The 22,012-nt window shown below is 73.6% G+C and carries 23 protein-coding genes; 12 read left to right on the forward strand and 11 right to left on the reverse strand.

The annotated features are described in order from the left end of the window. The first annotated feature begins 100 nt into the window (after positions 1–100). A complete protein-coding gene (locus ACIQVI_RS29810; RefSeq protein WP_351972858.1) occupies positions 101–1,297 on the forward strand; it encodes a cytochrome P450 in 1,197 nt (398 codons plus the stop codon). A 149-nt stretch (positions 1,298–1,446) separates the two neighbouring features. Here the strand turns inward: ACIQVI_RS29810 and ACIQVI_RS29815 are convergent, their stop codons facing one another. Genes ACIQVI_RS29815 through ACIQVI_RS29825 form a run of 3 tightly spaced genes read right to left on the reverse strand, consistent with a single transcriptional unit; the run spans position 1,447 to position 4,301 of the window. Beyond that, positions 1,447–1,725, reverse strand: a complete 279-nt coding sequence (locus ACIQVI_RS29815; RefSeq protein ID WP_121831481.1) for an acyl carrier protein — start codon at positions 1,723–1,725, stop codon at positions 1,447–1,449. Positions 1,726–1,776: 51 nt separating this feature from the next. Further along, complete coding sequence (locus ACIQVI_RS29820) at positions 1,777–3,024, reverse strand: ketosynthase chain-length factor (protein ID WP_351970150.1); 1,248 nt, start codon at positions 3,022–3,024, stop codon at positions 1,777–1,779. Continuing rightward, positions 3,021–4,301: a beta-ketoacyl synthase gene (locus tag ACIQVI_RS29825; RefSeq protein ID WP_053645746.1), complete on the reverse strand. Its 1,281-nt coding sequence runs from the start codon at positions 4,299–4,301 to the stop codon at positions 3,021–3,023. The genes ACIQVI_RS29820 and ACIQVI_RS29825 overlap by 4 nt, the downstream gene beginning before the upstream one ends. Positions 4,302–4,483: 182 nt before the next feature. Between ACIQVI_RS29825 and ACIQVI_RS29830 the strand changes: the two genes are divergently transcribed. The 4 genes from ACIQVI_RS29830 to ACIQVI_RS29845 are packed head-to-tail and all read left to right on the forward strand — an operon-like array spanning position 4,484 to position 7,758. Beyond that, the gene (locus tag ACIQVI_RS29830; protein WP_351970149.1) at positions 4,484–5,455 is read left to right on the forward strand and encodes a zinc-binding dehydrogenase; all 972 of its coding nucleotides are present in this window, start codon (positions 4,484–4,486) and stop codon (positions 5,453–5,455) included. 44 nt (positions 5,456–5,499) lie between these two features. Continuing rightward, entirely contained in the window at positions 5,500–6,285 is a 786-nt protein-coding gene (locus tag ACIQVI_RS29835) for an SDR family NAD(P)-dependent oxidoreductase (RefSeq protein ID WP_121831485.1), read from the forward strand. Between the two features lie 37 nt (positions 6,286–6,322). After that, complete coding sequence (locus tag ACIQVI_RS29840; protein ID WP_403601462.1) at positions 6,323–7,303, forward strand: aromatase/cyclase; 981 nt, start codon at positions 6,323–6,325, stop codon at positions 7,301–7,303. After that, positions 7,300–7,758, forward strand: coding sequence for a nuclear transport factor 2 family protein (locus tag ACIQVI_RS29845; protein WP_403601465.1), 459 nt, complete (start codon positions 7,300–7,302; stop codon positions 7,756–7,758). The genes ACIQVI_RS29840 and ACIQVI_RS29845 overlap by 4 nt, the downstream gene beginning before the upstream one ends. Before the next feature lie 172 nt (positions 7,759–7,930). Here the strand turns inward: ACIQVI_RS29845 and ACIQVI_RS29850 are convergent, their stop codons facing one another. Together ACIQVI_RS29850 and ACIQVI_RS29855 are read right to left on the reverse strand one after the other, a co-directional pair. Next, positions 7,931–8,839 carry an MBL fold metallo-hydrolase gene (locus tag ACIQVI_RS29850; RefSeq protein ID WP_403601468.1) on the reverse strand — a complete coding sequence of 303 codons (909 nt, stop codon included), beginning with the start codon at positions 8,837–8,839 and terminating at the stop codon, positions 7,931–7,933. After that, complete coding sequence (locus ACIQVI_RS29855) at positions 8,832–9,122, reverse strand: antibiotic biosynthesis monooxygenase (protein ID WP_237529249.1); 291 nt, start codon at positions 9,120–9,122, stop codon at positions 8,832–8,834. The genes ACIQVI_RS29850 and ACIQVI_RS29855 overlap by 8 nt, the downstream gene beginning before the upstream one ends. A 307-nt stretch (positions 9,123–9,429) precedes the next feature. Here ACIQVI_RS29855 and ACIQVI_RS29860 point away from each other — a divergent pair, with 307 nt between their 5' ends. The 4 genes from ACIQVI_RS29860 (at position 9,430) to ACIQVI_RS29875 (ending at position 13,140) form a co-directional block, all read left to right on the forward strand. Continuing rightward, entirely contained in the window at positions 9,430–10,287 is an 858-nt protein-coding gene (locus tag ACIQVI_RS29860; protein ID WP_351970145.1) for an AfsR/SARP family transcriptional regulator, read from the forward strand. Beyond that, on the forward strand, positions 10,284–11,402 hold the full coding sequence (locus tag ACIQVI_RS29865; RefSeq protein WP_403601473.1) for a phosphotransferase family protein: 1,119 nt from the start codon (positions 10,284–10,286) through the stop codon (positions 11,400–11,402). The genes ACIQVI_RS29860 and ACIQVI_RS29865 overlap by 4 nt, the downstream gene beginning before the upstream one ends. 103 nt (positions 11,403–11,505) lie before the next feature. Beyond that, positions 11,506–12,012 (forward strand): flavin reductase family protein, encoded by a 507-nt coding sequence (locus ACIQVI_RS29870; RefSeq protein WP_351970143.1) that lies wholly within the window; start codon positions 11,506–11,508, stop codon positions 12,010–12,012. Positions 12,013–12,027: 15 nt separating this feature from the next. Next, the gene (locus ACIQVI_RS29875) at positions 12,028–13,140 is read left to right on the forward strand and encodes an LLM class flavin-dependent oxidoreductase (RefSeq protein ID WP_351970142.1); all 1,113 of its coding nucleotides are present in this window, start codon (positions 12,028–12,030) and stop codon (positions 13,138–13,140) included. Positions 13,141–13,150: 10 nt separating this feature from the next. Here ACIQVI_RS29875 and ACIQVI_RS29880 read toward each other — a convergent pair whose 3' ends face one another. The 6 genes from ACIQVI_RS29880 to ACIQVI_RS29905 form a co-directional block, all read right to left on the reverse strand. Continuing rightward, positions 13,151–14,395 (reverse strand): sulfate adenylyltransferase subunit 1, encoded by a 1,245-nt coding sequence (locus ACIQVI_RS29880; protein WP_403601478.1) that lies wholly within the window; start codon positions 14,393–14,395, stop codon positions 13,151–13,153. Then, positions 14,395–15,282, reverse strand: coding sequence for a sulfate adenylyltransferase subunit CysD (gene cysD / locus ACIQVI_RS29885; protein WP_351970152.1), 888 nt, complete (start codon positions 15,280–15,282; stop codon positions 14,395–14,397). Before cysD ends, ACIQVI_RS29880 begins: the two co-directional genes overlap by 1 nt. Before the next feature lie 71 nt (positions 15,283–15,353). After that, a complete protein-coding gene (gene cysC / locus ACIQVI_RS29890; protein ID WP_389669122.1) occupies positions 15,354–15,935 on the reverse strand; it encodes an adenylyl-sulfate kinase in 582 nt (193 codons plus the stop codon). Between the two features lie 119 nt (positions 15,936–16,054). Then, complete coding sequence (locus tag ACIQVI_RS29895) at positions 16,055–16,978, reverse strand: zinc-binding dehydrogenase (protein ID WP_390757485.1); 924 nt, start codon at positions 16,976–16,978, stop codon at positions 16,055–16,057. Positions 16,979–17,072: 94 nt separating this feature from the next. Beyond that, on the reverse strand, positions 17,073–17,825 hold the full coding sequence (locus ACIQVI_RS29900; RefSeq protein ID WP_351970138.1) for an SDR family NAD(P)-dependent oxidoreductase: 753 nt from the start codon (positions 17,823–17,825) through the stop codon (positions 17,073–17,075). Between the two features lie 205 nt (positions 17,826–18,030). Then, positions 18,031–18,789, reverse strand: a complete 759-nt coding sequence (locus tag ACIQVI_RS29905) for an SDR family oxidoreductase (RefSeq protein WP_351970137.1) — start codon at positions 18,787–18,789, stop codon at positions 18,031–18,033. 245 nt (positions 18,790–19,034) lie between these two features. Here ACIQVI_RS29905 and ACIQVI_RS29910 point away from each other — a divergent pair, with 245 nt between their 5' ends. The 3 genes from ACIQVI_RS29910 (at position 19,035) to ACIQVI_RS29920 (ending at position 22,008) form a co-directional block, all read left to right on the forward strand. Then, positions 19,035–20,126: an LLM class flavin-dependent oxidoreductase gene (locus tag ACIQVI_RS29910; protein WP_351970136.1), complete on the forward strand. Its 1,092-nt coding sequence runs from the start codon at positions 19,035–19,037 to the stop codon at positions 20,124–20,126. Then, on the forward strand, positions 20,123–21,379 hold the full coding sequence (locus ACIQVI_RS29915; RefSeq protein ID WP_351970135.1) for an MFS transporter: 1,257 nt from the start codon (positions 20,123–20,125) through the stop codon (positions 21,377–21,379). Before ACIQVI_RS29910 ends, ACIQVI_RS29915 begins: the two co-directional genes overlap by 4 nt. A gap of 173 nt (positions 21,380–21,552) precedes the next feature. Further along, positions 21,553–22,008, forward strand: a complete 456-nt coding sequence (locus tag ACIQVI_RS29920; protein ID WP_403601485.1) for a hypothetical protein — start codon at positions 21,553–21,555, stop codon at positions 22,006–22,008. The last annotated feature ends 4 nt before the right edge of the window (positions 22,009–22,012 follow it).

A 22,012-nucleotide genomic window follows, 5' to 3' on the forward strand; every position in this document is an offset into this window, starting at 1 on the left:
GGTTCCGTTGACTCTCCAGAGCCGCTCCAGTGGCCGCTGCGACCCTGCCCTGAGTGTGGTTTCACCCTGAGGAGAGGACGCCGCCTTGACGACCTGCCCGATGCACGAGAGCCCCCCGACCTACCCGTTCGGCAACCGTCCGTCGGTGCTGGACGCCCCCGGCGAACTGCGCGGCCTGCGGGAGCGCCCCGCCGTCCGGGTCACCCTGCCCAGCGGGGACCCGGGGTGGGTCGTCACCCGGTACGAGGACATCCGGGTGCTGCTCTCCGACCCCCGGCTGCGCCGCGACCGTTCCAGCGAGGACCTGCCGCGGATCACCAAGGACAACTCGATGTTCCAGGACCCGAACGTGAGCCTGGACCCGCCCGAGCACCCGCGGATGCGCCGGCTCGTCACCAAGGCCCTGAGCGCGGCCCGGGTCGAGAAGATGCGCCCGCACGTGCAGGCCCTGGTCGACGAGCTGCTCGACGCGATGGAGGCCGCGGGCCCCACCGCCGACCTCGCCGAGGCGCTGGCCTTCCCGCTCGGCATCCGCACCCTGTGCGGGCTGCTCGGGGTCCCGCCGGAGGACCAGAAGGACTTCCGGCTGTGGACCGACGCCTACCTGTCGGTCAACCGCTACAGCGCCGAGGAGGTCGCCCGCTACCGCGGCGAACTGTTCGGCTACATCCAGCGCCTGGTCGCCGCCAAGCGCGAGCGGCCCGGCGACGACCTGATCAGCTCCCTCATCGCGGTCCGCGACGAGGACGAGAGCCGGCTCGGCGAGTACGAACTCCTGTACTGGGTCCAGGGGTTGCTGATGGGCGGGTACGAGTCCACGGCCAACCACCTGGCCGCCGCCGTCGTCACGCTGCTCGCGCACCCCGAGGAGCTGGCGAAGGTCCGCGAGGACCCCTCGCTCGTCCCGGCGGCGGTGGAGGAGCTGCTGCGCTACCAGGTGCTCTTCTCGCAGCTGGCCGCCGTGCGGTACTCCACCGAGGACATCGAGGTGGGCGGGGTGACGATCCCGGCGGGCTCCGCCGTGTTCCTCGCCCTGGAGTCCGCCAACCGCGACGAGCAGGTCTTCAAGGAGCCCGACGCGCTGCGGCTCGACCGGGACGACAACAAGCACCTGTCGTTCAGCGCGGGACCGCACTTCTGCGCCGGCTCCGCGCTGGCCCGGATGGAGCTCCAGACGGCGATCGGCACCCTGCTCCGGCGCTACCCGGACCTCCGGCTCACGGTCCCGGCGCAGGAGCTGCGCCGCAACACCGGTGTGCTCGTGGAGGGGTTCACCGAGGTGCCCGTCACCTGGTGACGCGCCCGCTCCGCACCGCCCGTGGCCCCCGGGGACTCCCCGGGGGCCACGGGTTTCCGTCCGTACGGCGTCCGCACCGCACGGGGGCGCGAAGAAGGCCGGCCCGCACGACGTGGTGTCGTGCGGGCCGGCCCCGTCCCTCACCGCGGTCAGGCGGCCAGACCGGCCACGCTGCCCGTGGCCTCGGCGACCAGGCGGAGCAGCTGCCCCGGGGTCTGGGCCTCCTGGACGGCCTCGTCGCCCAGGCTGAAGCCGTACTCGCGCTCCAGCGCGCCGATGGTCTCCAGGACGGCGATCGAGTCGTACCCCAGCTCGGCGAAGGTGACGTCCGCGACGTCCCCGTCCAGGTCGGCGCCGTCCCCCGCTCCCGCGGCGGCGCGCAGGGCGCGGACGATGTCCTGAAGGGTGATGAGCTCCTGTGCTGCCATGGCTTTTCCTCCGTGGATTGTCGAAAGCGCCCCTCCGGTGCGGAGGGAGGTTCAGGGGGTCGGGGTGCGGCGGGCCGCCGGGGCGCGCAGCACCATCGCGGAGTTGAAACCGCCGTGTCCGCGGGCCAGGACGAGCGCGGTGCGCACGTCCGCCGCGCGCGGCTCCCCGACGACCAGGTCGATCTCGTGGGCCGGGTCGGGCATGGCCACGTTGACCGTCGGCGGGATCACGCCGTCCCGGAAACCGAGCAGCGCGGTGGCCAGGTCGAGCGGTCCGCCGCCCGAGTAGAGGCGTCCGGTCATCGTCTTGGGGGCGGTGACCGGGACGCCGTACGGGCCGAAGACCTCGCGGAGCGCGGCGGCCTCGGCGGCGTCCTTGTCGGGGAGGCCGGCCGCGTCGGCGTACACCACGTCGACGTCGCCGGGCTCGCACCCGGCGTCGGCGAGGGCGCCCCGGATCGCCGCCCGCAGGGCGGGGCCCCGGGTGCTGCCGGGCGGCGGGTCGAAGGTGGCGGCGTGCCCGGCGACCGACCCGTACGGGCGCGCTCCCCTGGCGAGGGCCGACTCCTCCGGTTCGAGGACGAGGATGGCGCCGCCCTCGCCGGCCACGTAGCCGTTCGCGGTGTCGGCGAACGGGGTGAAGGCGCGGGCCGGGTCCTCCGAGGTGCTGAGCAGCCCGGTGGCGATCTGCGCGGTCCAGCCCCACGGGCACAGCGCCGAGTCGACGCCGCCGGTGACCATCAGGGAGGAGCCGCCGCGCAGTTGCCTGCGGGCGTGCGCCACCGCGTCGATCCCGCCGGCCTGGTCGGCGACGAGCACGCCGCTCGGTCCGCGCATTCCGTTGCGGATGGAGATCTGGCCGGTGTTGACGGCGTAGAACCAGGCGAAGGACTGGTAGGCGCTGACGTACTCGTTGCCCTTGCTCCACAGGTTCTCCAGCTCGCGCTGGCCGAACTCGAAGCCGCCGGAGGCGCTGGCCGTGACCACGCCCGCGCCGAGGGTGTGGAGCTCGTCGGGTCCGGCGCCCGCGTCGAGGACCGCCAGGTCGGCGGCGGTCAGCGCGAGCCGGGTCATGTGGTCGGTCTGGGGCAGCAGCCGGTCCGGCAGGTGCGCGGCCGGGTCGAAGCCGCTGACCTCGCCGGCCAGCCGGGAGGGGTACTGGGCGGGGTCGAAGCGGGTGAGGCGGCCGATGCCGCTCTCGCCGCGCAGGGTCGCCGCCCAGTACTCCTCGGTGCCGAGGCCGTTGGGGGCGACCACACCGATTCCGGTGACGACCGCGGGGGACGGGGTGCCGCTCACGGGGCGACTCCTCCTCTCTCGGTGCCGTTGCCGGTGAGGACCACGGCGCTCTGGAAACCTCCGAAGCCGCTGGCGGTGCTGAGGACCGAGCGGACCGGGGTCTCGCGCGCGGTCAGCGGCACGTGGTCCAGGTCGCAGCTCGGGTCGGGGTCGTGGAGGTTGGCGGTGGGCGGTACGAGGCCGTGGCGCATCGCGAGGAGGCAGGCGGCCACCTCCAGGGAGCCGATGGCGCCCAGCGAGTGCCCGATCATCGACTTGATCGAGCTGACCGGGGTGGTGCGGGCGTGCTCGCCGAGGCTCTTCCTGATCGCGGCCGTCTCGTGCAGGTCGTTCTGCTTGGTCCCGGAGCCGTGGGCGTTGACGTAGTCGATCGCCCCGGGCTCGACCCGGGCCTGGGCGAGTGCGGCGGTGACGGCCTGGGCCAGTTCGGCGCCGTCGGAGCGCAGCCCGGTCATGTGGTAGGCGTTGCTGCGGGTCGCGAAGCCGGCCACCTCGGCGTGGATGTGGGCGCCGCGGCGCAGCGCGTGCTCCAGCTCCTCGAAGACGAAGACGGCCGCGCCCTCCCCGAGGACGAAGCCGTTGCGGCTCCGGTCGAAGGGGCGGGAGGCGTGGGCCGGGTCGTCGTTGCGCGGCGAGGTGGCCCGGATGGCGTCGAAGCAGGCCAGGGTGATGGGCGAGATCGGGGCGTCGGTGGCGCCGCCGACGACGACGTCCGCGGAGCCCTCCCGGATCAGGGCGGTGGCGTGGCCGACCGCGTCGAGGCCGGAGGTGCAGCCGGTGGACACGGTGTTGACCGGGCCCTCCGCGCCGACCCGCCAGGCGACCTCGGCCGCGACCGAGCTGGGCACCAGGTAGTCGTAGAGGTGGGGGACGCCGTAGCGGTGGTCGGTGAGGGTCTTGCGGCCGCCGTCGCTGACGACCACGTACTCCTTCTCCAGGCTGGTGGTGCAGCCGACGGCGGTGCCGATGGCCACGCCGGTGCGGTGCGGGGGCAGGTCCGCGAAGAGCAGGCCGCTGTCGGCCACGGCCTCGTCGGCGGCGACGGCCGCGAACTGCGCCGAGCGGTCCATCCGGCGGATCTCCTGCGGGGTGAGCCCCGACTCCTCCGGGTCGAAGTCGCACTCGGCGGCGATCCGCGACCGGTAGCGGGAGGCGTCGAAGGAGGTGATCGCGCGGGTGGCGGTGCGGCCGTTCGCCAGTACGTCCCAGTACGCCTTCGCGCCGATTCCGCCAGGAGCGACGACCCCCAGTCCCGTGATGACGACTCGTCGAGTCATCCGTACTCCTCCCGTTGCGACCTGTCGTTGGTGCTTCGACGGTGGCACCGGGGCATGGAGCGGGACTGGAGGGAGGCTGCACGCCGCGGGGCGCCCGGCGCTCTCCACGGGACGGCGAGCGAGCCTCCAGCACGCCGCCCTACGGTCCGGTCAGGCTCGCAGACCACCCATGGAGGCCACACATGCGGACCATCCGCTACCACAGCTACGGAAACCCCGAGGTGCTCACCGTCGAGGAGGTCCCGGTGCCCTCCCCCGGCCCCGGGCAGGTCCTGATCAGGTCCGAGGCGATCGGCGTGAACTTCGTCGAGACGCAGCGCCGCAGGGGCACCGGACCGTTCCCGCCGCCGCTGCCGGCCACCCCCAACGGCGACGTCGTGGGGCGGGTCGAGGCGGTGGGCCCCGAGGTGACCACGGTCGCCGTCGGGGACCGCGTGGCGGCGCCCGTGATGGGCGGCGCGTACGCGGACCTGGTCCTCGCGGACGCCACCTTCCTCGCCCCGCTGCCGGACGGCATCGACGCCGCGCAGGCCAGCATCCTGGCGTCCCCCGCGCAGACCGCGCTGTGCGTCCTGAAGACGGCCCGCATCCAGCCCGGCGACACGGTGCTCGTGCACGCGGCCGCCGGGGCCATCGGGCACCTGATGACCCAGCTGGTCCGCCACTACGGGGCGGGCCGGGTGATCGGCACGGTCGGCTCGCCCGCCAAGGCCGACTTCGCGCGGGAGCACGGCACCGACGTCGTCGTGGACTACAGCACGGACGGCTGGACCGACGAGGTCCTCAAGGCCACCGACGGCGAGGGCGTCGACGTCATCCTCGACAGCGTCGGCGGCGACATCCTGCTCGCGGGCCTGGACGTGCTCAAGCCCTTCGGCCGGCTCGTCTTCTACGGCGCCTCCGGCGGCACCCTGCCGCAGGTCCCGGCGATGCGCCTGATCCCGATGAAGCACGTCGTGGGCTGCGGCCTCGACCAGTGGTGGCAGCACCGCCCGGACGACATCCGCAGCGGTCTCCAGGAGCTGATCGCGCACGTCACCGAGGGCCGTCTGAAGGTCCACGTGCACGCGGAGCTGCCGCTCACCGAGGCGGCCGCCGCCCACCGGATCATCGAGGACCGCGCCCAGCTCGGCCGCATCCTGCTCCGGCCGTGACCCGGCCGCCCACCGACGCCCGTACTCCGAACGGAAGGACCATCATGCCCGAAACGGTTCAGCGGCTCGCCCTGGTCACCGGTGCCACCAGCGGCATCGGACTGGCGGTCGCGCGCGGCCTCGGCCGGGACGGCCACCGGGTGTTCCTGTGCTCCCGGACCCGGGAGAACGTCGACACCACCGTCAAGATCCTGCGCGAGGAGGGGATCGACGCCGACGGCGTCGCCGCGGACGTGCGGGACCCCGCGTCGGTCCACGACTTCGTCCGGACCGCCGTCGAGCGCCACGGCCCGGTCGGGGTCCTGGTCAACAACGCCGGCCGCAGCGGCGGCGGCCCCACCGCGGGCATCGCCGACGAGCTGTGGCTCGACGTCATGTCCACCAACCTCAACAGCGTCTTCTGGGCGACCCGCGAGGTGCTCTCCACCGGCGGGATGCGGGAGAGCGGCCGCGGCCGCATCATCAACATCGCCTCCACCGGCGGCAAGCAGGGCGTGGTGCTCGGCGCGCCGTACTCGGCGTCGAAGCACGGGGTCATCGGCTTCACCAAGGCGGTGGGCCTGGAGCTGGCGAAGACCGGGATCACCGTCAACGCCGTGTGCCCCGGCTACGTCGAGACCCCGATGGCCGAGCGGGTCCGACAGGGCTACGCCGCCGCCTGGGACACCACGGTCGACGACGTGCAGGAGCGCTTCAACGCCAAGATCCCGCTGGGCCGTTACTCCACCCCGGAGGAGGTGGCGGGCCTGGTGGGCTACCTGGCCGGCGACGTCGCGGCCTCCATCACCGCGCAGGCGCTCAACGTCTGCGGCGGACTCGGCAACTACTGACCGCACCGCAGTCGAGGAGCGAGAGGACACGCAGCAGATGTCAGCAGCAGTGGAGCACCACACCGAGCACACCGTTCTGATCGACGCCCCGCCGTCCGAGGTCTACGCGGTGATCGCCGACGTGACCCGGTGGCCGGCCGCGTTCACCCCGACCGTCCACGCGGAGGTCCTGGAGACCGTCGCGCACGACGACGGCACGAGCGAGGAACTGATCCACCTGTGGGCGCAGGCCAACGGCGAGGTCAAGGACTGGACCTCGCGCCGCACCCTCGACCCGCAGAACCTGCGGGTCGGCTTCCGGCAGCAGCTCAGCGCCCACCCGGTGGCGGCGATGGGCGGCGACTGGTTCGCCGAGCCGTCCGGTGACGGCGGCACCCTGGTGCGCCTCACCCACGACTACCGGGCCGTGGACGACTCCCCCGAGCACCAGCAGTGGATCGCGCGGGCCGTCGAGAGCAACAGCACCGCCGAACTCGCGCGGCTGAAGGACGTCGTGGAGAACGCGGTGGTGGACGGCGAGGAGGTGACCTTCTCCTTCGAGGACTCGGTGACGGTCGCCGGCTCGGCCGCCGACCTGTTCGACTTCGTGGACCGGGCGGACGCCTGGGAGGAGCGCCTCCCGCACGTGGCCCGGGTCGACTTCACCGAGCGACCGGGCGGGGTGCAGGTCCTGGAGATGGACACCCGGGCGCCGGACGGCTCGGTGCACACCACCCGTTCGGTCCGGCTGAGCCTCGGCCCGGACCGCATCGTCTACAAGCAGCTGGTCCTGCCCGGCCTGCTCGCCGCGCACACCGGCCTGTGGACGTTCACCGAGACCGACGGCGGCGTGGTCGCCACGTCCCGGCACACGGTGACGGTCATCCCCGGGAAGGTGACGGCCGTGCTCGGCGCGGACCGCACGCTCGCCGACGCCAAGGCGTACGTCCGCAAGGCGCTCGGCACCAACAGCCTGGCCACGCTGGGCCTGGCCAAGGCGTACGCGGAGTCCCGCGCGACCCTGGTGGAGGCGTCGTGACCGCGCCCGTGCGGACGGCCGGGCCGGTGCGGCCCGCGCCGCCGGAGATCCAGATCGAGGTCCAGGACTTCTACGCCCGGCAGATGCGGCTGCTCGACGAGGGCCGGGCCGAGGAGTGGGCCGAGACGTTCACCGAGGACGGCGTCTTCGAGCAGAACGTCAAGCCGGAGCCCTGGCGCGGGCGCGCGGAGATCGTGGCGCGGATGCGGGTCGGTCTGGATCGGCTCGCGGCCCGCCCGGTGACCCGGCGCCACTGGCTGGGGATGCTGATCGTGGACGAGGGCGAGGAGCCCGGCACCTGGCGCTGCCGGTTCTACGCCCTGGTGTTCGAGGTCCCGGACGGCGGCGACCCGCGCCCGCACCTGAGCGCTCCCGGCGAGGACCTGCTGGTCCGCGGCGAGGACGGCCGGCTGCGGATCCGTTACCGCCTGGTGGAGCACGACGGGGCGGTGTGACGCGGAGGCGTGTGCGCACGGCCGGACGACGGCGGTGCGCACACGCACGCGCGCGTACTGCGGTACGGCGGTGCTCCCCCGTAACTCCCCCCGTACGGCGCGGTACGCGAAGAAGCCCCGGAGCGGACACCGCTTCCGGGGCTTCCTACGAGGGCGACGCCCCCGGCCGGCCTCAGGCGAGGCAGGTCAGGGGGCGTCCGCCGTTGAGCTCCACCATCTCGCGGAACACCGGGGCCGAGGGAAGGTACGCCCCCTCGGGGGCGCCCTCCAGTTCGGCGTACGCCCGGTGCAGGTTGGCCACCAGGCGCTCGGGGTCCCGCAGCTCCGCGAACTCGCCGTAGCCCGCCTCGCGGGCGACGGCCAGCGGGTCCCGGCCGCGCCGCAGACCGTACGCGGCGAGGTCGAGGACCCGGGCGAGGTACGCCTCGGTCACCCCGAACACCTCGGGACCGCACACCGGTCCGTGGCCGCAGACGATCCTGCGGGCACCGAGGGCGCGCAGCCGGCCGACGGCCCGCACGAGCCCGCGTACCGAGCCCATCAGGGCGAACGGGGTGCAGTCCGACATCAGCAGGTCGCCGGCGAACAGCACCTCGCTGCCGGGCAGCCACACGGCGGTGTCGTTGGTGGTGTGGGCCGGGCCGGGGTGCAGCAGCTCGGCGGTCCGGCCCCCGCCGAGGTGCACGGACAGGGAGTCCGCGTAGGTGAGGTCCGGCAGGACGACGTCGAGGTCGCCCCAGTCCGCGTCGGGCCACACCTTGGTCAGGGCGAGCCCGCGCTCCGCCATCTCGGCGCGGGTCCGCTCGTGCGAGACGACGACCGCCCCCGCCGAGAACACGAGGTTCCCGTGGGTGTGGTCGCCGTGGTGGTGGGTGTTGACGACGGTCCGCACGGGCAGCGGGGTCAGGCCGCGCACGGCGTCGCGCAGCCGTTCCGCCCTGGCCCGGGTGGCCGCCGTGTCCACGAGGAGGACGGAACGGTCGCCGACGACGACACCCGCGTTGTTCAGGCACCAGCCCCCGTCGGGCTGGACCCACGCGTGCACGCCGTCGGCGACCCGCTCAGGGCCGAGGTCAGGCATGGACCGCCGGCAGACCCTCCTGGACGACCTCGCACACGTGCGGATCGCCCTTGATGATCGGCAGCAGCTGCTCGAACTGGGCACGGAACTCGGGCGTCTTGAGCGCGTCCTGGAACGCCTCCTCGGACTCCCATTCCGCGATGTTGAAGTAGACGTCCGCCTCCTTGGTGGAGCGGACGAGCCGGAACCGGATGAGGCCCGGGCGGGCGCTCATGATTTTGCCGATCTCCGCGTAGATCCTTTCGAACTCCGAGGGCTCCCCGATCATCGTGAGGCGGTTCATGAATACAACCACAGAAGTGACTCCCATCCGGAGGGTGTTCGACCCGGAAAACACTAGGAGCGGCCGCTGGAAGGCCAAGTGAGAACACATGGAACAGATCTCGTCACTCCCTATGCGCGAGGACGCCTCCATCGTCGCTCACCTGGGCTTTCACCGGCTCCCCGACAAATCCGGCCGGCCGGTACGTTCGGCCGGACCAATGCCCCTGGTCAGAGCATTACTTCGAGCATGGACATCCGTCCGAGCGGATTGCTAGCGTCGCGGTCGTTCTCGGATGCACCGGCCATCACCTTCCTGAGGAGCCCTCGTGGAATTCGGAGTTCTCGGCCCTGTCGTCATGAATGACGGTGGAATTTCGCATCTTCCGTCCGCACCCAAGACGCGGCAGCTGCTCGCGTTGCTGCTGCTGAACGCGAACACGCCCGTACCGGCCTCGATATGCATAGAGGAGCTGTGGGGGACGCGGGCGCCGCGCAGCGCGGTGCAGACCCTGCACACCTACGTGCTGCACATCCGGCGCGCCCTCGCCGGCTGCCCCTCGGTCGCGAGCGCCGAGGAGGCCAAGCGGATCCTCGTCACCCGGCACCAGGGCTATCTGATCGACGTCGAGCCGGGCGGTCTCGACCTGCACCGCTACGAGCGGCACATGGGCGACGCCCGGGCCGCCCAGGCGTCCGGCGACGACCGGGCGCTGGCCGCCGCGCTGCGCGCCGCCCTCGGGGTGTGGCGGGGTCCGACGCTGGTCGACGTGCCGGCCGGGCCGCGCCTGGAGGCGCGGATCGCGGGCCTGGAGGAGACCAGGCTGACCACGTTCGAGCGCTGCGTCGAGGCGGAGCTGCGGCTCGGCCTGCACCACCGGCTGCTGGGCGAGCTGCGCGCGCTGACCGCCGACCACCCGACGCACGAGAGCCTGCACGCCCAGTACATGCTGGCGCTGTACCGGTCGGGGCGCGTGGCGCAGGCGCTGGACGTCTACCACACGCTCCGCGAGCGGCTGAACGACGAGCTGGGCCTGGAGCCCTCGCCCCGGCTGCGGCACCTCCAGACGGCGATCCTCGCCGCCAATCCGGCGCTCAGCGTGGAGACCGCCCGCGACGCGGCCCTCTCGCTCGACCTGCTCTCCCCCCACGGGGCCCCGGAGCCCCTGGAAGCGGTACGGCGATGACGGCGCCCGCACAGGAGACCGCTCCCACGCAGAAGACCGCGCCCGTGCGGGAGACGACGGCCCGGCACGCCACGACCGGCTCCGCGTACGCCGCGGCCCTGGCCGGGACGCCCCCCTTCGACGGCCTGCGGATCACCGGCACCGAGCGGCCCACGGCCACCGGCTTCGCCGCCCTCACCCTGTTCGTGACGGCCGAGGAACCCGACGGCACCGAGCGGAGGTTCGTGGTCCGGGCGGCCCCGTGGGACACCCGCGTCTACCCGGAGCCGAGGATCGCCGAGCAGTACGAGCTGCTGCGGATCCTGGGCTGCGAGACCGGCGTCCCGGTCCCGGCCGTGCACCACTGCGAGCCCTCCGCGCGGCTGCTCGGCGGCCCGTTCCTCGTCATGGACCTGGTGCCCGGCAGGGTGCCGCCGGACTTCCCCTCGTACCACCGGCAGGGCTGGATCGCCGGGCTGCCGGAGGAGGACCGCGCCCGGCTGTGGTGGGCGACCCTGGAGGCGATGGCCGGGGTGCACCGGCTCGACGCCGGCCGGCTCGGGCTCGGCTTCGCGGCCCCGCCGGACGGCGGCCCGCCCGGGACCGCGCAGCAGCTCGAACACTACGCGCGGCACACGGCGTTCTTCGGCCGCGCGGGCGACCCCGTCCTCACCGAGGCGCTGGCCTGGCTGCGGACCCACCTGCCGCCGGAGCCCGGCCCGCCGGGGCTGCTGTGGGGCGATGCCCGGCTCGGGAACGTCGTCTACGGGGAGGACCTGCGGCCCGCCGCGCTGATCGACTGGGAGATGACGGGGCTCGGACCGGCCGAGGTCGACCTCGGCTGGTTCCTGTGGATGGACCGCTTCCTGAGCGAGGGCGTCGGCGGCGAACGGCTCGCCGGGCTGCCCGGCCACGAGGAGACGGCGGAGCGCTACGGCGAGCTCCTCGGCCGCCCCCTCGGCCCGCTCCCCTACTACGAGGTGCTGGCCGGCTTCCGCTTCGCGCTGATCACCAGCCGGGTGGAGCGGCTCGTCCTGGCCGCGCGGGTGATGCCGCCCGGCGTCCCCCTCGTCCTGCACGCCAACGCCAAGGCGCAGCTGCGGCGGGCCCTCGACCGGGTCACCGGCCGCTCCTGACCGGGGCGATCCGGGCTCGACCTGCGCTCCAGCCGCCCCTGACACGCTGCTCGGGTCCACCACCCGTCCAGGTCTCAGGCCACACCTCTGGGGGCGAGCGTCCATGCCTGTCGAACCCGAGCAGTTCCGGAGCATCTTCGGAGCGCTCTCCAGTTCCGTAGCCGTCGTCACCACGGCGGCGGCGGACGGCCCGAAGGGCTTCACCTGCACCGCGGTGACCGCGGTGTCCAAGAACCCGCCCCTGCTGCTCGTCTGCGCCGACAGCGGGTCCCACACCCTGCCGGCCATCCTCGACGCGAAGGGCTTCGCGGTGAACTTCCTCGCCGCGGGCCGCGGCGCGCTCGCCGACCGCTTCGCCTCCTCCGACGAGCACAAGTTCACCGGCACGGCCTGGACCCCGTCCCCGCACGCCTGCGGCGCCCCCGTCCTCACCGAGGACGTCGTGGCGGTGGCCGAGTGCCGGCTGCGGACCGCCGAGCTCGTGGGCGACCACTGGGTCCTCGTCGGCAGCATCGAGCACGGCGGCCACGCGCCGGACGCCACCCCCCTGACGTACTACCGCCGGACGTACGACACCCCGTCCGCGCACCGTCTCGTCACCACCCCCTAGGCCCCCGGAGAAGCCATGAAGTTCGGAATCAACCTCTTCCCCACCACCGGGCCCGCCGACAAGGGCGCGGTCGAGCACTTCGACGACGCGCTGCGCCTGGCCGTCCTGGCCGAGGAGCTGGGCTTCCACCACGTGAAGACGGTCGAGCACTACTTCTTCGACTACGGCGGCTACAGCCCCGACCCGGTGACCTTCCTCGCCGCCGCGGCCGCCCGCACCCGGCGGATCCGGCTGGTCACCGGCGCGGTGATCCCCGCCTTCACCCACCCGGTGAAGCTGGCCGGACAGCTGGCCATGCTGGACAACCTCTCCCACGGGCGGCTCGACGTGGGCTTCGCCCGCGGCTTCCTGCCGGACGAGTTCGCCGCCTTCGAGATCCCGATGGACGAGAGCCGCGAGCGGTTCGAGGAGGGCGTGGAGGCGTGCGAGCGCCTCTGGGCGGGCGAGGACGTGGTCTTCAGCGGCCGCTTCCACCGCTTCGGCCCGGTCACCCTGCTGCCCCGCCCGGCCCAGCGCCCGCACCCGAGGGTGCTGGTCGCCGCGTCGATCACCCCGGAGTCCTGCGAGGCGGCGGGCCGGGCCGGACGCGGGCTGATGCTGGTGCCCTCGATCAACAAGCCGGAGCGCACCCGCGAGATGATCGACCTGTACCGGCGGGCCCTCGCGGAGGCCGGCCACGACCCGGCCGCCGGCGAGGTCCACCTCAGCTACGGCAGCTACCTCCACGAGGACGCGGCCGCCGCCCGGGAGCTCGGCCGCGGCTACTCGGCCCACACCAACGCCAAGATGGTGAAGGCGGTGTCCGCCTGGGCCCACACCAGCAGCGGCGACTACGAGGGCTACCGGCGCATCGTGGCCAAGGTGAACAGCGCCAACTTCGACAAGCAGGTCGACGAGGGCAAGGCCCTGGTCGGCTCGCCCGAGCAGGTGCGGGAGCAGGTGCGGCGGATCCGGGAGTGGTACGGCGACTGCACGGTCAGCCTCCAGGTGATCTCGGGCAACATGCCGCACGAGGAGTCGGAGCGCACCATGCGGCTGTTCGCCCGGGAGGTGATGCCGGAGTTCACCGCCCCGGAGCCGCCCGCCGCCGCGGCGGCCCCGGAGTCCGAGGCGGTGCTCACCGGCTGACCGGTGCCCGTCACCCCCCGGCCATGCCGGCGGTGAGCGTGGCGCCGTCGGCCGGGTCGATCAGGAGGAACGAGCCGGTGCGGCGGGAGTCCGCGTACGGGTCGAGGGGCAGCGGCTCGAAGGTGCGCAGCACCATGGAGCCGATGTCGTTGGCGCCGAGGCTCTCCGGCCGCTCGTGCCGGCCGTCCCGCCGGGTCGGGTCCAGCTTGCCCGGCAGCTCCCCGACCACCGCCCCGACGGTCCGGGTGCCGTGCTTGAGCAGCACCCGGGCCCCGGGCCGGATCGGGCGTTCGTGCAGGTGGCAGACGGTGGCCTCGATGTCCCGCGTGGTGTCCGGCGCGGCCCCGGAGGGGGCGATCACGTCCCCCCGGGAGACGTCGACGTCGTCGGCGAGCAGCAGCGTGACGGACTGGGGCGCCCACGCGGTGTCGACGGGACGGCCGAGCAGGTCGATCCCGGTGATCCGCGTCGTACGGCCGGAGGGCAGCACGGTGACGTCGTCCCCGACGCGCAGCACGCCGGCGGCGATCTGCCCGGCGTAGCCCCGGTAGTCGGGGTGTTCGGCGGTCTGCGGCCGGATCACGTACTGCACGGGGAAGCGGGCCGGGAAGAGGGAGGGGTCGGTGCCCACGGGGACGCTTTCGAGGTGCTCCAGGACGGTGGGCCCGCCGTACCAGTCCATCCGGTCGGAGGGTTCCACGACGTTGTCCCCGGCGAGCGCGGAGATCGGGATCGCGGTGATCTCCGGTACGCCCAGCTCGGAGGCGTAGGTGGTGAACTCCTCGGCGATGGTGGCGAAGACGGGTTCGGCGTAGTCGACGAGGTCCATTTTGTTGACGGCGAGGACGACGTGGGGGACGCGCAGGAGGGCGGCGACGGCGGCGTGGCGGCGGGTCTGTTCGACGACGCCGTTGCGGGCGTCGACGAGGACGACGGCGAGTTCGGCGGTGGAGGCGCCGGTGACCATGTTGCGGGTGTACTGCACGTGGCCGGGGGTGTCGGCGAGGATGAACCGGCGCCGGGCGGTGGCGAAGTAGCGGTAGGCCACGTCGATGGTGATGCCCTGCTCCCGCTCGGCCCGCAGACCGTCCGTGAGCAGCGCCAGGTCGGGGACGTCGCCGCGCGACGCCCGGACGATCGCCTCCATCTGGTCGGTGAGGATCGACTTGGAGTCGTGCAGCAGCCGCCCGACGAGGGTGGACTTGCCGTCGTCCACCGAGCCGGCGGTCGCGAGACGCAGTGTGTCGACAGTCATCAGAAGTACCCTTCGCGCTTGCGGTCTTCCATCGCGGCTTCGGAGAGTTTGTCGTCGGCCCTAGTGGCGCCCCGTTCGGTGAGCCGGGAGGCGGCGATCTCCGTGATCACCGCGTCCAGCGTGGTGGCGTCGGAATCCACCGCACCCGTGCAGGACATGTCCCCCACCGTCCGGTAGCGGATCAGACGGGTCTCGACCCTCTCGCCCTCCTTCGGACCGCCCCACTCGCCCGCGGTGAGCCACATGCCGTTGCGGGCGAACACCTCGCGCTCGTGGGCGAAGTAGATCTCCGGGAGCTCGATCCCCTCGCGCTGGATGTACTGCCACACGTCCAGCTCCGTCCAGTTCGACAGCGGGAAGACGCGGACGTGCTCACCGGGGGCGTGGCGGCCGTTGTAGAGCTGCCACAGCTCGGGACGCTGGCGGCGCGGGTCCCACTGGGAGAACTCGTCGCGCAGCGAGAAGACGCGTTCCTTGGCCCGTGCCTTCTCCTCGTCACGGCGTCCGCCGCCGAAGACCGCGTCGAACCGGTGACGCTGGATGGCCTCGGTCAACGGCACGGTCTGCAAGGGGTTGCGGGTGCCGTCGGGACGCTCGCGCAGGGTCCCGGCGTCGATGTACTCCTGCACCGAGGCGACGTGGAGGCGCAGGCCGTGCTTCGCGACGGTGCGGTCGCGGTAGTCGATGACCTCGGGGAAGTTGTGCCCGGTGTCGACGTGCAGCAGCGTGAAGGGCACCGGGGCCGGCGCGAACGCCTTCAGCGCCAGGTGCAGCATGACGATGGAGTCCTTGCCACCGGAGAACAGGATCACCGGCCGCTCGAACTCCCCCGCCACCTCACGGAAGATGTGCACCGCCTCGGACTCCAACGAGTCCAGATGCGACAGCGCGAACGGGGTCTCCGCCGGGGCGGCGACGGGCGCGTACGCGGAAGGGGTGCCGGGGACGGCGGCGACGGTCACAGCAGTTCCCTCTCTACGAGCAGCGCGTGGAGCCGTGCCGCGGACTCCCGCACGGTCTGGTTCTGGGACTCGATCCGCAGGTCGGGCGCCTCGGGGGCCTCGTACGGGTCGTCGACCCCGGTCAGCCCGCTGATCTCGCCCGCAGCCTGCTTCGCGTACAGGCCCTTCACGTCCCGCGCGGCGCACACCTCCACCGGGGCGGCGACGTGCACCTCCAGGAACGGGACGCCGGCGGTCCGGTGCCGCGCGCGGACGGCCTCGCGGCTGTCGGCGTACGGGGCGATGACCGGGACCAGGACCTTCACGCCGTTGCGCGCGAGGACCTCGGCGGCCATGCCGACCCGCCGTACGTGGGTGTCGCGGTCCTCCCGGCCGAAGCCGAGCCCGGCCGAGAGGAAGGCCCTGACCTCGTCGCCGTCGAGGACCTCGACGCGGTGGCCCTCGCCCCGCAGTCGTCCGGCCAGCTCGTACGCGATCGTCGTCTTGCCGGCGCTCGGCAGGCCGGTGAGCCAGATCGTGGCTCCCCGGGTGCACGTGCAGAGGGGGGTGGAGGCGGGACGGTGTGCCGTCACAACCATGGCTTCAGCTCCTCGGCGGGCCCGCCCGGAGGACGGACGGGCCCGCTCACTCGTCGGTCTCTCGTGAGGTGGTCGCTCGTGAAGGTGCTCGGGGAATCACCCGGGAGTCCCTCGGGGGTTCAGCCCAGCCGGAGGACGACCTTCCCGTTCACGGACCGGCCCTCCAGCCGCTTCAGCACCTCGGCCGGGTCGTCCCAGGAGGCCGTGGCCGCGACCTGCGGGTCGAGCCGGCCCGCCGCGCAGAGCCCCAGCAGGGTGCCCAGGTCGGCGGCGGGGTCCTGGCGCTCGATCTCGTCGAAGAGGAAGACGTTGTGCAGGGAGACCCCCGGCCTGGCCCGTCCCCAGTCGGGCGGGAGCACCAGCTCGGAGCGGGTGGTGTTCCCGTACACGACGGCGGTCCCGCCGCGCCGGAGGGTGACGAAGGCCCGGGTCAGCACCTCCCCGCCGACGCTGTCGAACAGCACGTCCGAGCCGCCGCCCGCCGCCTCCTCGTAGGTGGAGACGACCTCCGCGCCGAGTTCGGCGAGGCCCCGGCCCCGGTCGGGGGAGCCGGTCCACGCGACGACGCGCGCACCGGCCGCGGCGGCCAGCTGCACCGCGATCCGGCCGACCCCGCCGCCCGCGCCCGTCACCAGGACGGTGCGGCCGAGGAGCGGGCCCGCCTTGCGGAGCCCGTACCAGGCGGTGAGGGCGGCCACGGGCAGGGCGGCGGCCCGCTCGTCGGTGACGGCGTCGGGGATCGCGGCCAGCCGGGAGACCGGCAGGGCGACCCGCTCCGCCCAGCCGCCGCCGTCGGCGAGGCCGACGACCCGGGTGCCGGGGGCCGGTCCCGAGCCGTCGGCCGCGGCCCGCACGACCGTTCCGGCGACGTCCCAGCCGAGCCGGGTGCCGGCCGGGGAGACGGCGGCGAGGGCCAGCTCGCCCCGGTTGACGGAGGCGGCGCGGACGCGGACGAGCGCCTCGCCGGGCGCCGGCACCGGGTCCGGGACCTCCTCGTGCCGCAGGCCGAACGGGCCTTCGCCGGTGGTGATCAGCGCCTTCATCGCGGGTTCTCCTGACGGCCGGGACGACGGGACGGGAGGAAGAGGGACGGGGGGAAGAGGGACAGGGGGAAGGGGGACGAGGGGAAGGGGTCGGCTACCACGACACGCCCCCGTTGACTTCGAGGACGTGTCCGTTGACGTAGCCGCTGTCCCCGCCGGCCAGGAAGACCGCGGCCTGGGCGACCTCGTCGCCCGTGCCCATCCGGCCGGTGGCGAGCTTGGTCCGGTACTGGGCCCACACCGCCTCGTTGGCACGCAGTTCGCGGCCCATGCCGTCGTCGATGAAGCCGGGGGCGAGGCAGTTGACGGTGATGCCCTTGGCGGCCAGCTCCAGGGCGCAGACCTTGGTGTACGCCTCCACCGCGGCCTTGGAGGCGCAGTAGGCGGCTCCGCCCCTGACGGGCCGGGAGGCGAGGACGGACGACAGGTTGACGATCCGCCCGGCGGGCGAGTCCTCCAGGTAGGGGACGGCCGCGCGGGTGCAGTTGACGACGCCGCCGAGGTTGGTGCCCATCACCTCGTCCCAGGCCTCGGCCGTGAGCGCCGCCGCCGGGCCGGGCCTGCTGACCCCGGCGTTGGCCACCACGATGTCCAGGCCGTTGAAGCGCTCGTGGGCGGTCCGCATCAGGGCCTCCACCGCCTCGGGGTCGCGGACGTCGGCCGCCACGGCGGCGGCCCGGCCGGGGTGGGCCTCCACCCAGTCCTTGAGCTGGTCGACGGTGCGGGAGGAGGCCACCACCCGGCAGCCCTGGGCCGTGAACGCCTCGGCGATGCGCCGCCCGAGGCCGCGTCCGGCGCCGGTGACGACGGCCACGCGCCCGTCGAGGCGCGGTCCGGTGAGTCTCATGCGTCTCCTCAGAGCTGAAGGGGGGAAGGGACGGATCTGGTGCGGACGGGTCCGACCCGACGCGGGCCGGTGCGGGTGGGCGGGCGCGGCTCGGACCGGGCCGGTGCGGTGCGGTGCGGTGCGGCTTGGTCCGGGCTGGTGCGGTGCGGCTCGGCGCGGACCGGTGCGGCTCGGTCCGGACCGGTCAGAGCTCGGTCCGGACCGGTCAGAGCTTGGTCGCGGCTCCGCCGTCGACCGGCAGCACCACGCCGGTCGCGAAGACGCCCTCGGGGCGGGCCATGGTGACGATCCACCAGGCGATCTCCTCGGGCTGCCCGATGCGCCCCATCGGCACCCCGGCCTTCTGGGCGGCGCGCAGCCGGGCGATCTGCTCGTCGTCGAGGCCGGAGGCGCGGGCGATGCCGGTCTCCACGGGCCCCGGGGAGACCGAGACGACCCGCACCCCGTGCGGCGCCTGCTCGACGGCCCAGGTACGGGTGAGGAAGTCGAGACCGGCCTTGGTCGCGCCGTACACCGAGCTGCCCGCCCAGCCGCGGACGGCGGCGGAGGCGCTGACGTTGACGACGACGCCGCCGGCGGCGCGCAGGTGCGGCAGCGCGGCCTGGGTGAGCAGCAGCGGGGCCAGCAGGTTGGTGGCGATCTGCTCCTCGGCGATCGTCCGGTCGACGTCCTCCAGCGGCTGCCGCTTGACCACGGCGGCGTTGTTGACGAGGACGTCGAGGCCGCCGAGTTCGGCGACGGCGGTGCGCACGATCTCCTCGGGGGCGCCCGGCGCGGTGATGTCGAGCGCCAGGTGGCGGATCGCGGGCCGGCCGTGCGCGGCCTCCTTCAGCGCCGTCTCGTCCCTGCCGACGATCAGGACGTCGTGGTCCTCGTCGGCGAAGGCGTGGGCGGCGGCCCGGCCGATGCCGGTGCCTCCGCCGGTGATCACCACGGAGCGGCGGTCGTTTCCGGACTGTCCCATCAGTGCACTCCTCCGGGTCCTCGGCGTGGATCCTCCAGCGGTCCTCCGTTCGCGAGAACACATCAAGAGACTACACCCAAACTCTGCACACACAACAATAAAGTCTTGAGAGTCTCTATCGGGAGCCCAGCGCTCCCCGCTCCGGCGTCGACGGCCCGTCCAGGCGGACTTGGCAGCCTCGGAAGCCGTCACGAAACACCACACCGGCACGCGACACCACACCGGCGGACGGAACGAGGAGCGGTATGAGGTTCGGCATCCTGTACTTCCCGACGGCAGGGCCCGGGGAAAAGAACCCGGCCGAGTACTACGACGAGGGGCTGCGCCTGGTCCGGCTGGCCGAGGAGCTGGGCTACTTCCAGCTGAAGGTGGTGGAGCACCACTTCTTCGACTACGGCGGCTACAGCCCCTCCCCCACCACGTTCCTCGCCGCCGCGGCCGCGGTGACCGACCGCATCAGGCTCGGCACCGGCGCCGTGATCCCGGCCTTCGCGCACCCGATCAAGCTGGCGGGCCAGCTGGCCATGCTGGACAACATCTCGCACGGCCGGGTCGACGTCGGCTTCGGCCGGGGCTTCCTGCCCGACGAGTTCGCCGCGTTCGGCATCCCCATGGACGAGAGCCGCGAGCGGTTCGAGGAGGGCGCCGAGGCCTGCGTGCGGCTGTGGACGGAGGAGGACGTCGTCTTCGAGGGCGACTTCCACCGCTTCGGCCCGGTCACCCTGCTGCCCCGCCCGGCCCAGCTGCCGCACCCGCCGGTGTTCTCCGCCGTGACCACCAGCGTCGACTCCTGCGCCGCCGCCGGGCGGGCGGGCCGGGGCCTCCAGGTCATCGCCGCGGTCTCCCCCACCGAGCGGGTCCAGGAGCTGATCGCCGCCTACCGCAAGGGCCGGGTGGACGCCGGTCTGGAGCCCGACACCGGCCGGATCGAGCTCAGTTACCCCTGCTACGTGGCCGAGGACGGCGAGAGCGCCCGCGCCGCGGGCCGCCGTCTGGAGGGCGTGTACGGCGAGAAGATCTCCGCGGCCACGCTGTCCTGGGCGGGCACCCGCAGCTCCGCCTACCCGGGGTACGAGAAGCTCGCCGACGCCGCGACCCGCGGCTCCTCCGACTTCGACGACCGGGTCGAGGCGGGCCGGGTGCTGGCGGGCGACCCGGCCGAGGTCGCCGCCCAGATCGAGCGGATCGCCGGCTGGTACGGCGAGGACGTCGACCTCACCCTCACCACCCACTCCGGGCACGTGTCCTACGAGGAGTCGGCGCGCGCGCTCACCCTCTTCGCCGAGGAGGTCGCCCCCCGGCTGCCCTTCGCCCGGCTGATCGCGGAGGAGCGATGACCACGGCCCACACCGCTCCCGCGCGGGCCGGGGCCGCCGGGGATCCCCCCGCCGCCTCCCCGCTGCGCTGGTGGGCCCTCGCGGCCCTGGCCGCCGCCCAGCTCACCCTGGTGATGGAGATGAACCTGGTGCCGGTGGCGCTCCCCTCGGTGCAGCGGGAGCTGGGGCTGACCGGCACGGAGCGGGCCCTGGTGGTCTCCGCGTACACCCTGGCCTTCGGGCTGCTCTTCCTGCCCGCCGGGCGGCTCTCGGAACGCCTGGGCAGGCGCCGCGCGTTCGTCACCGGCCTGGCCGGCTTCGGCGCCGCCTCGCTGCTGACCGGCACGGCCGACGGCTCCGGCGAACTGCTCCTCCTGCGCGCCCTCCAGGGCGCGTTCGGAGCACTCGCCCTCGCCCCGGCCAGCATGGCGCTGCTCGCCAGGACCTTCCCCGACCCGCGCGAACGGGTCACCGCCATCGGCGTGTTCACCGCCGTGGCGGGCGGCGGGGGCGGGCTCGGCGTCCTGTTCGGCGGCCTGCTGACCGAGCACGCGAGCTGGCGGTGGTGCATGTACGGGCTCGCTCCGCTCGCCGTGTTCGCGGTCGCCGTCGCGCTGTACGCGATCCCGGCGGACGAGCCGGCCGGGCCCCGCACCACGGGCCCGCTGCTCCCCCTCCGGGTGCTGCGGGACCGCACCAGGGCCGGGGTCTTCCTGGCCGTGTTCGCCGCCAACATCGGCACCTTCGGCGGCTTCACGGTGATCAGCTACACGCTCCAGGAAGGGGCGGGCTGGTCCCCCACCGGGGCGGGTCTGGCGATCCTGCCGCTGGCGGCGGTGGTCGTGGCGAACTCGGTGTTCGGCGCGCCCCTCCTGCTGCGGACGCTCACCCCGAAGGCCCTCCTCGCCTCGGGCACCGCGCTCGTCGCGGCGGCCACCGCCTGGCTCGCCTCGGCCGGGCCCGGCACCCCGTACGCCACGGGCGTGCTGCCCTCGGTGCTGCTGATGGGCTTCGGGATCACCTGGATCATGATCTCGGCGAACGGCACCCTCGCCCAGCGGACCGAACCCCGGGACATGGCGACGGCGGGCGGGATGGTCAACATCACCACCCAGCTCGGCGGGGCCGTGGGCGTCCCCCTGATGCTGACCCTCGACACCCGTACGGGCGCGCTGACGGCCGGCGCCCTGATCGCGGCCGCCGCCGTCCTGGTGGCATTCCTCGTGGACGCCCCGCGCCTGCGCGGCAAGGGCGGCGGCGGAGGCGGCCACTGACGACGGTGTGACGGGTCCGGAAGGACTCCGTGGTGGGTTCGCGGGAAGCCTTCCCGTCCGTGGGAAGGCTTCCCGTCCCTGGGGGAGGCTTCTCGTCCGTGAGGGAGGCTTCCCGTCGAACCCGTCACAGTCTCCATCGAGAGTAGACTGACGATCTCTCGAGGAGGCGCAGAATGAGCGAATACGTCATCGTCATCACTCCGACCGGCAGCGACGGGGAGCCGGACCTCACCGGCCCCCAGACCACCGTGCGGGTCGACACCACGGACGGGCCCCGCATCGTGGAGCTCACCGTGCGTGCCGCGGGTGGGGCGGGACTGCACAACCGCGCGCTTCCCACGGTCGACTTCGACCTGCTGGTCCGTGCCATCAGCCCCGGTTCGGCCGCCCCGGCGGCGGAGCCCGCGCCCGCCGCCCCCGTCCCCCTCGCCCCGGTCGCCCCGGCTTCCGCGGTCTCCGCCGAGGACCGTCCGCGGCCCTACCGGAAGATGCCCGACACCGACGTGGTCGTGGCGGCCTACGGGGAACTCGGCGGAAGCGTCGGCGCCGTCGCCAAGCGGTTCGGTGTGCCGCGCCACACCGCGCAGGCCTGGGTGAGCAGACTGCGCAAGCAGGGCAGTATCGACTGAGAGG

It is taken from the genome of Streptomyces sp. NPDC098101, assembly GCF_044760185.1.
GTDB lineage: Bacteria > Actinomycetota > Actinomycetes > Streptomycetales > Streptomycetaceae > Streptomyces.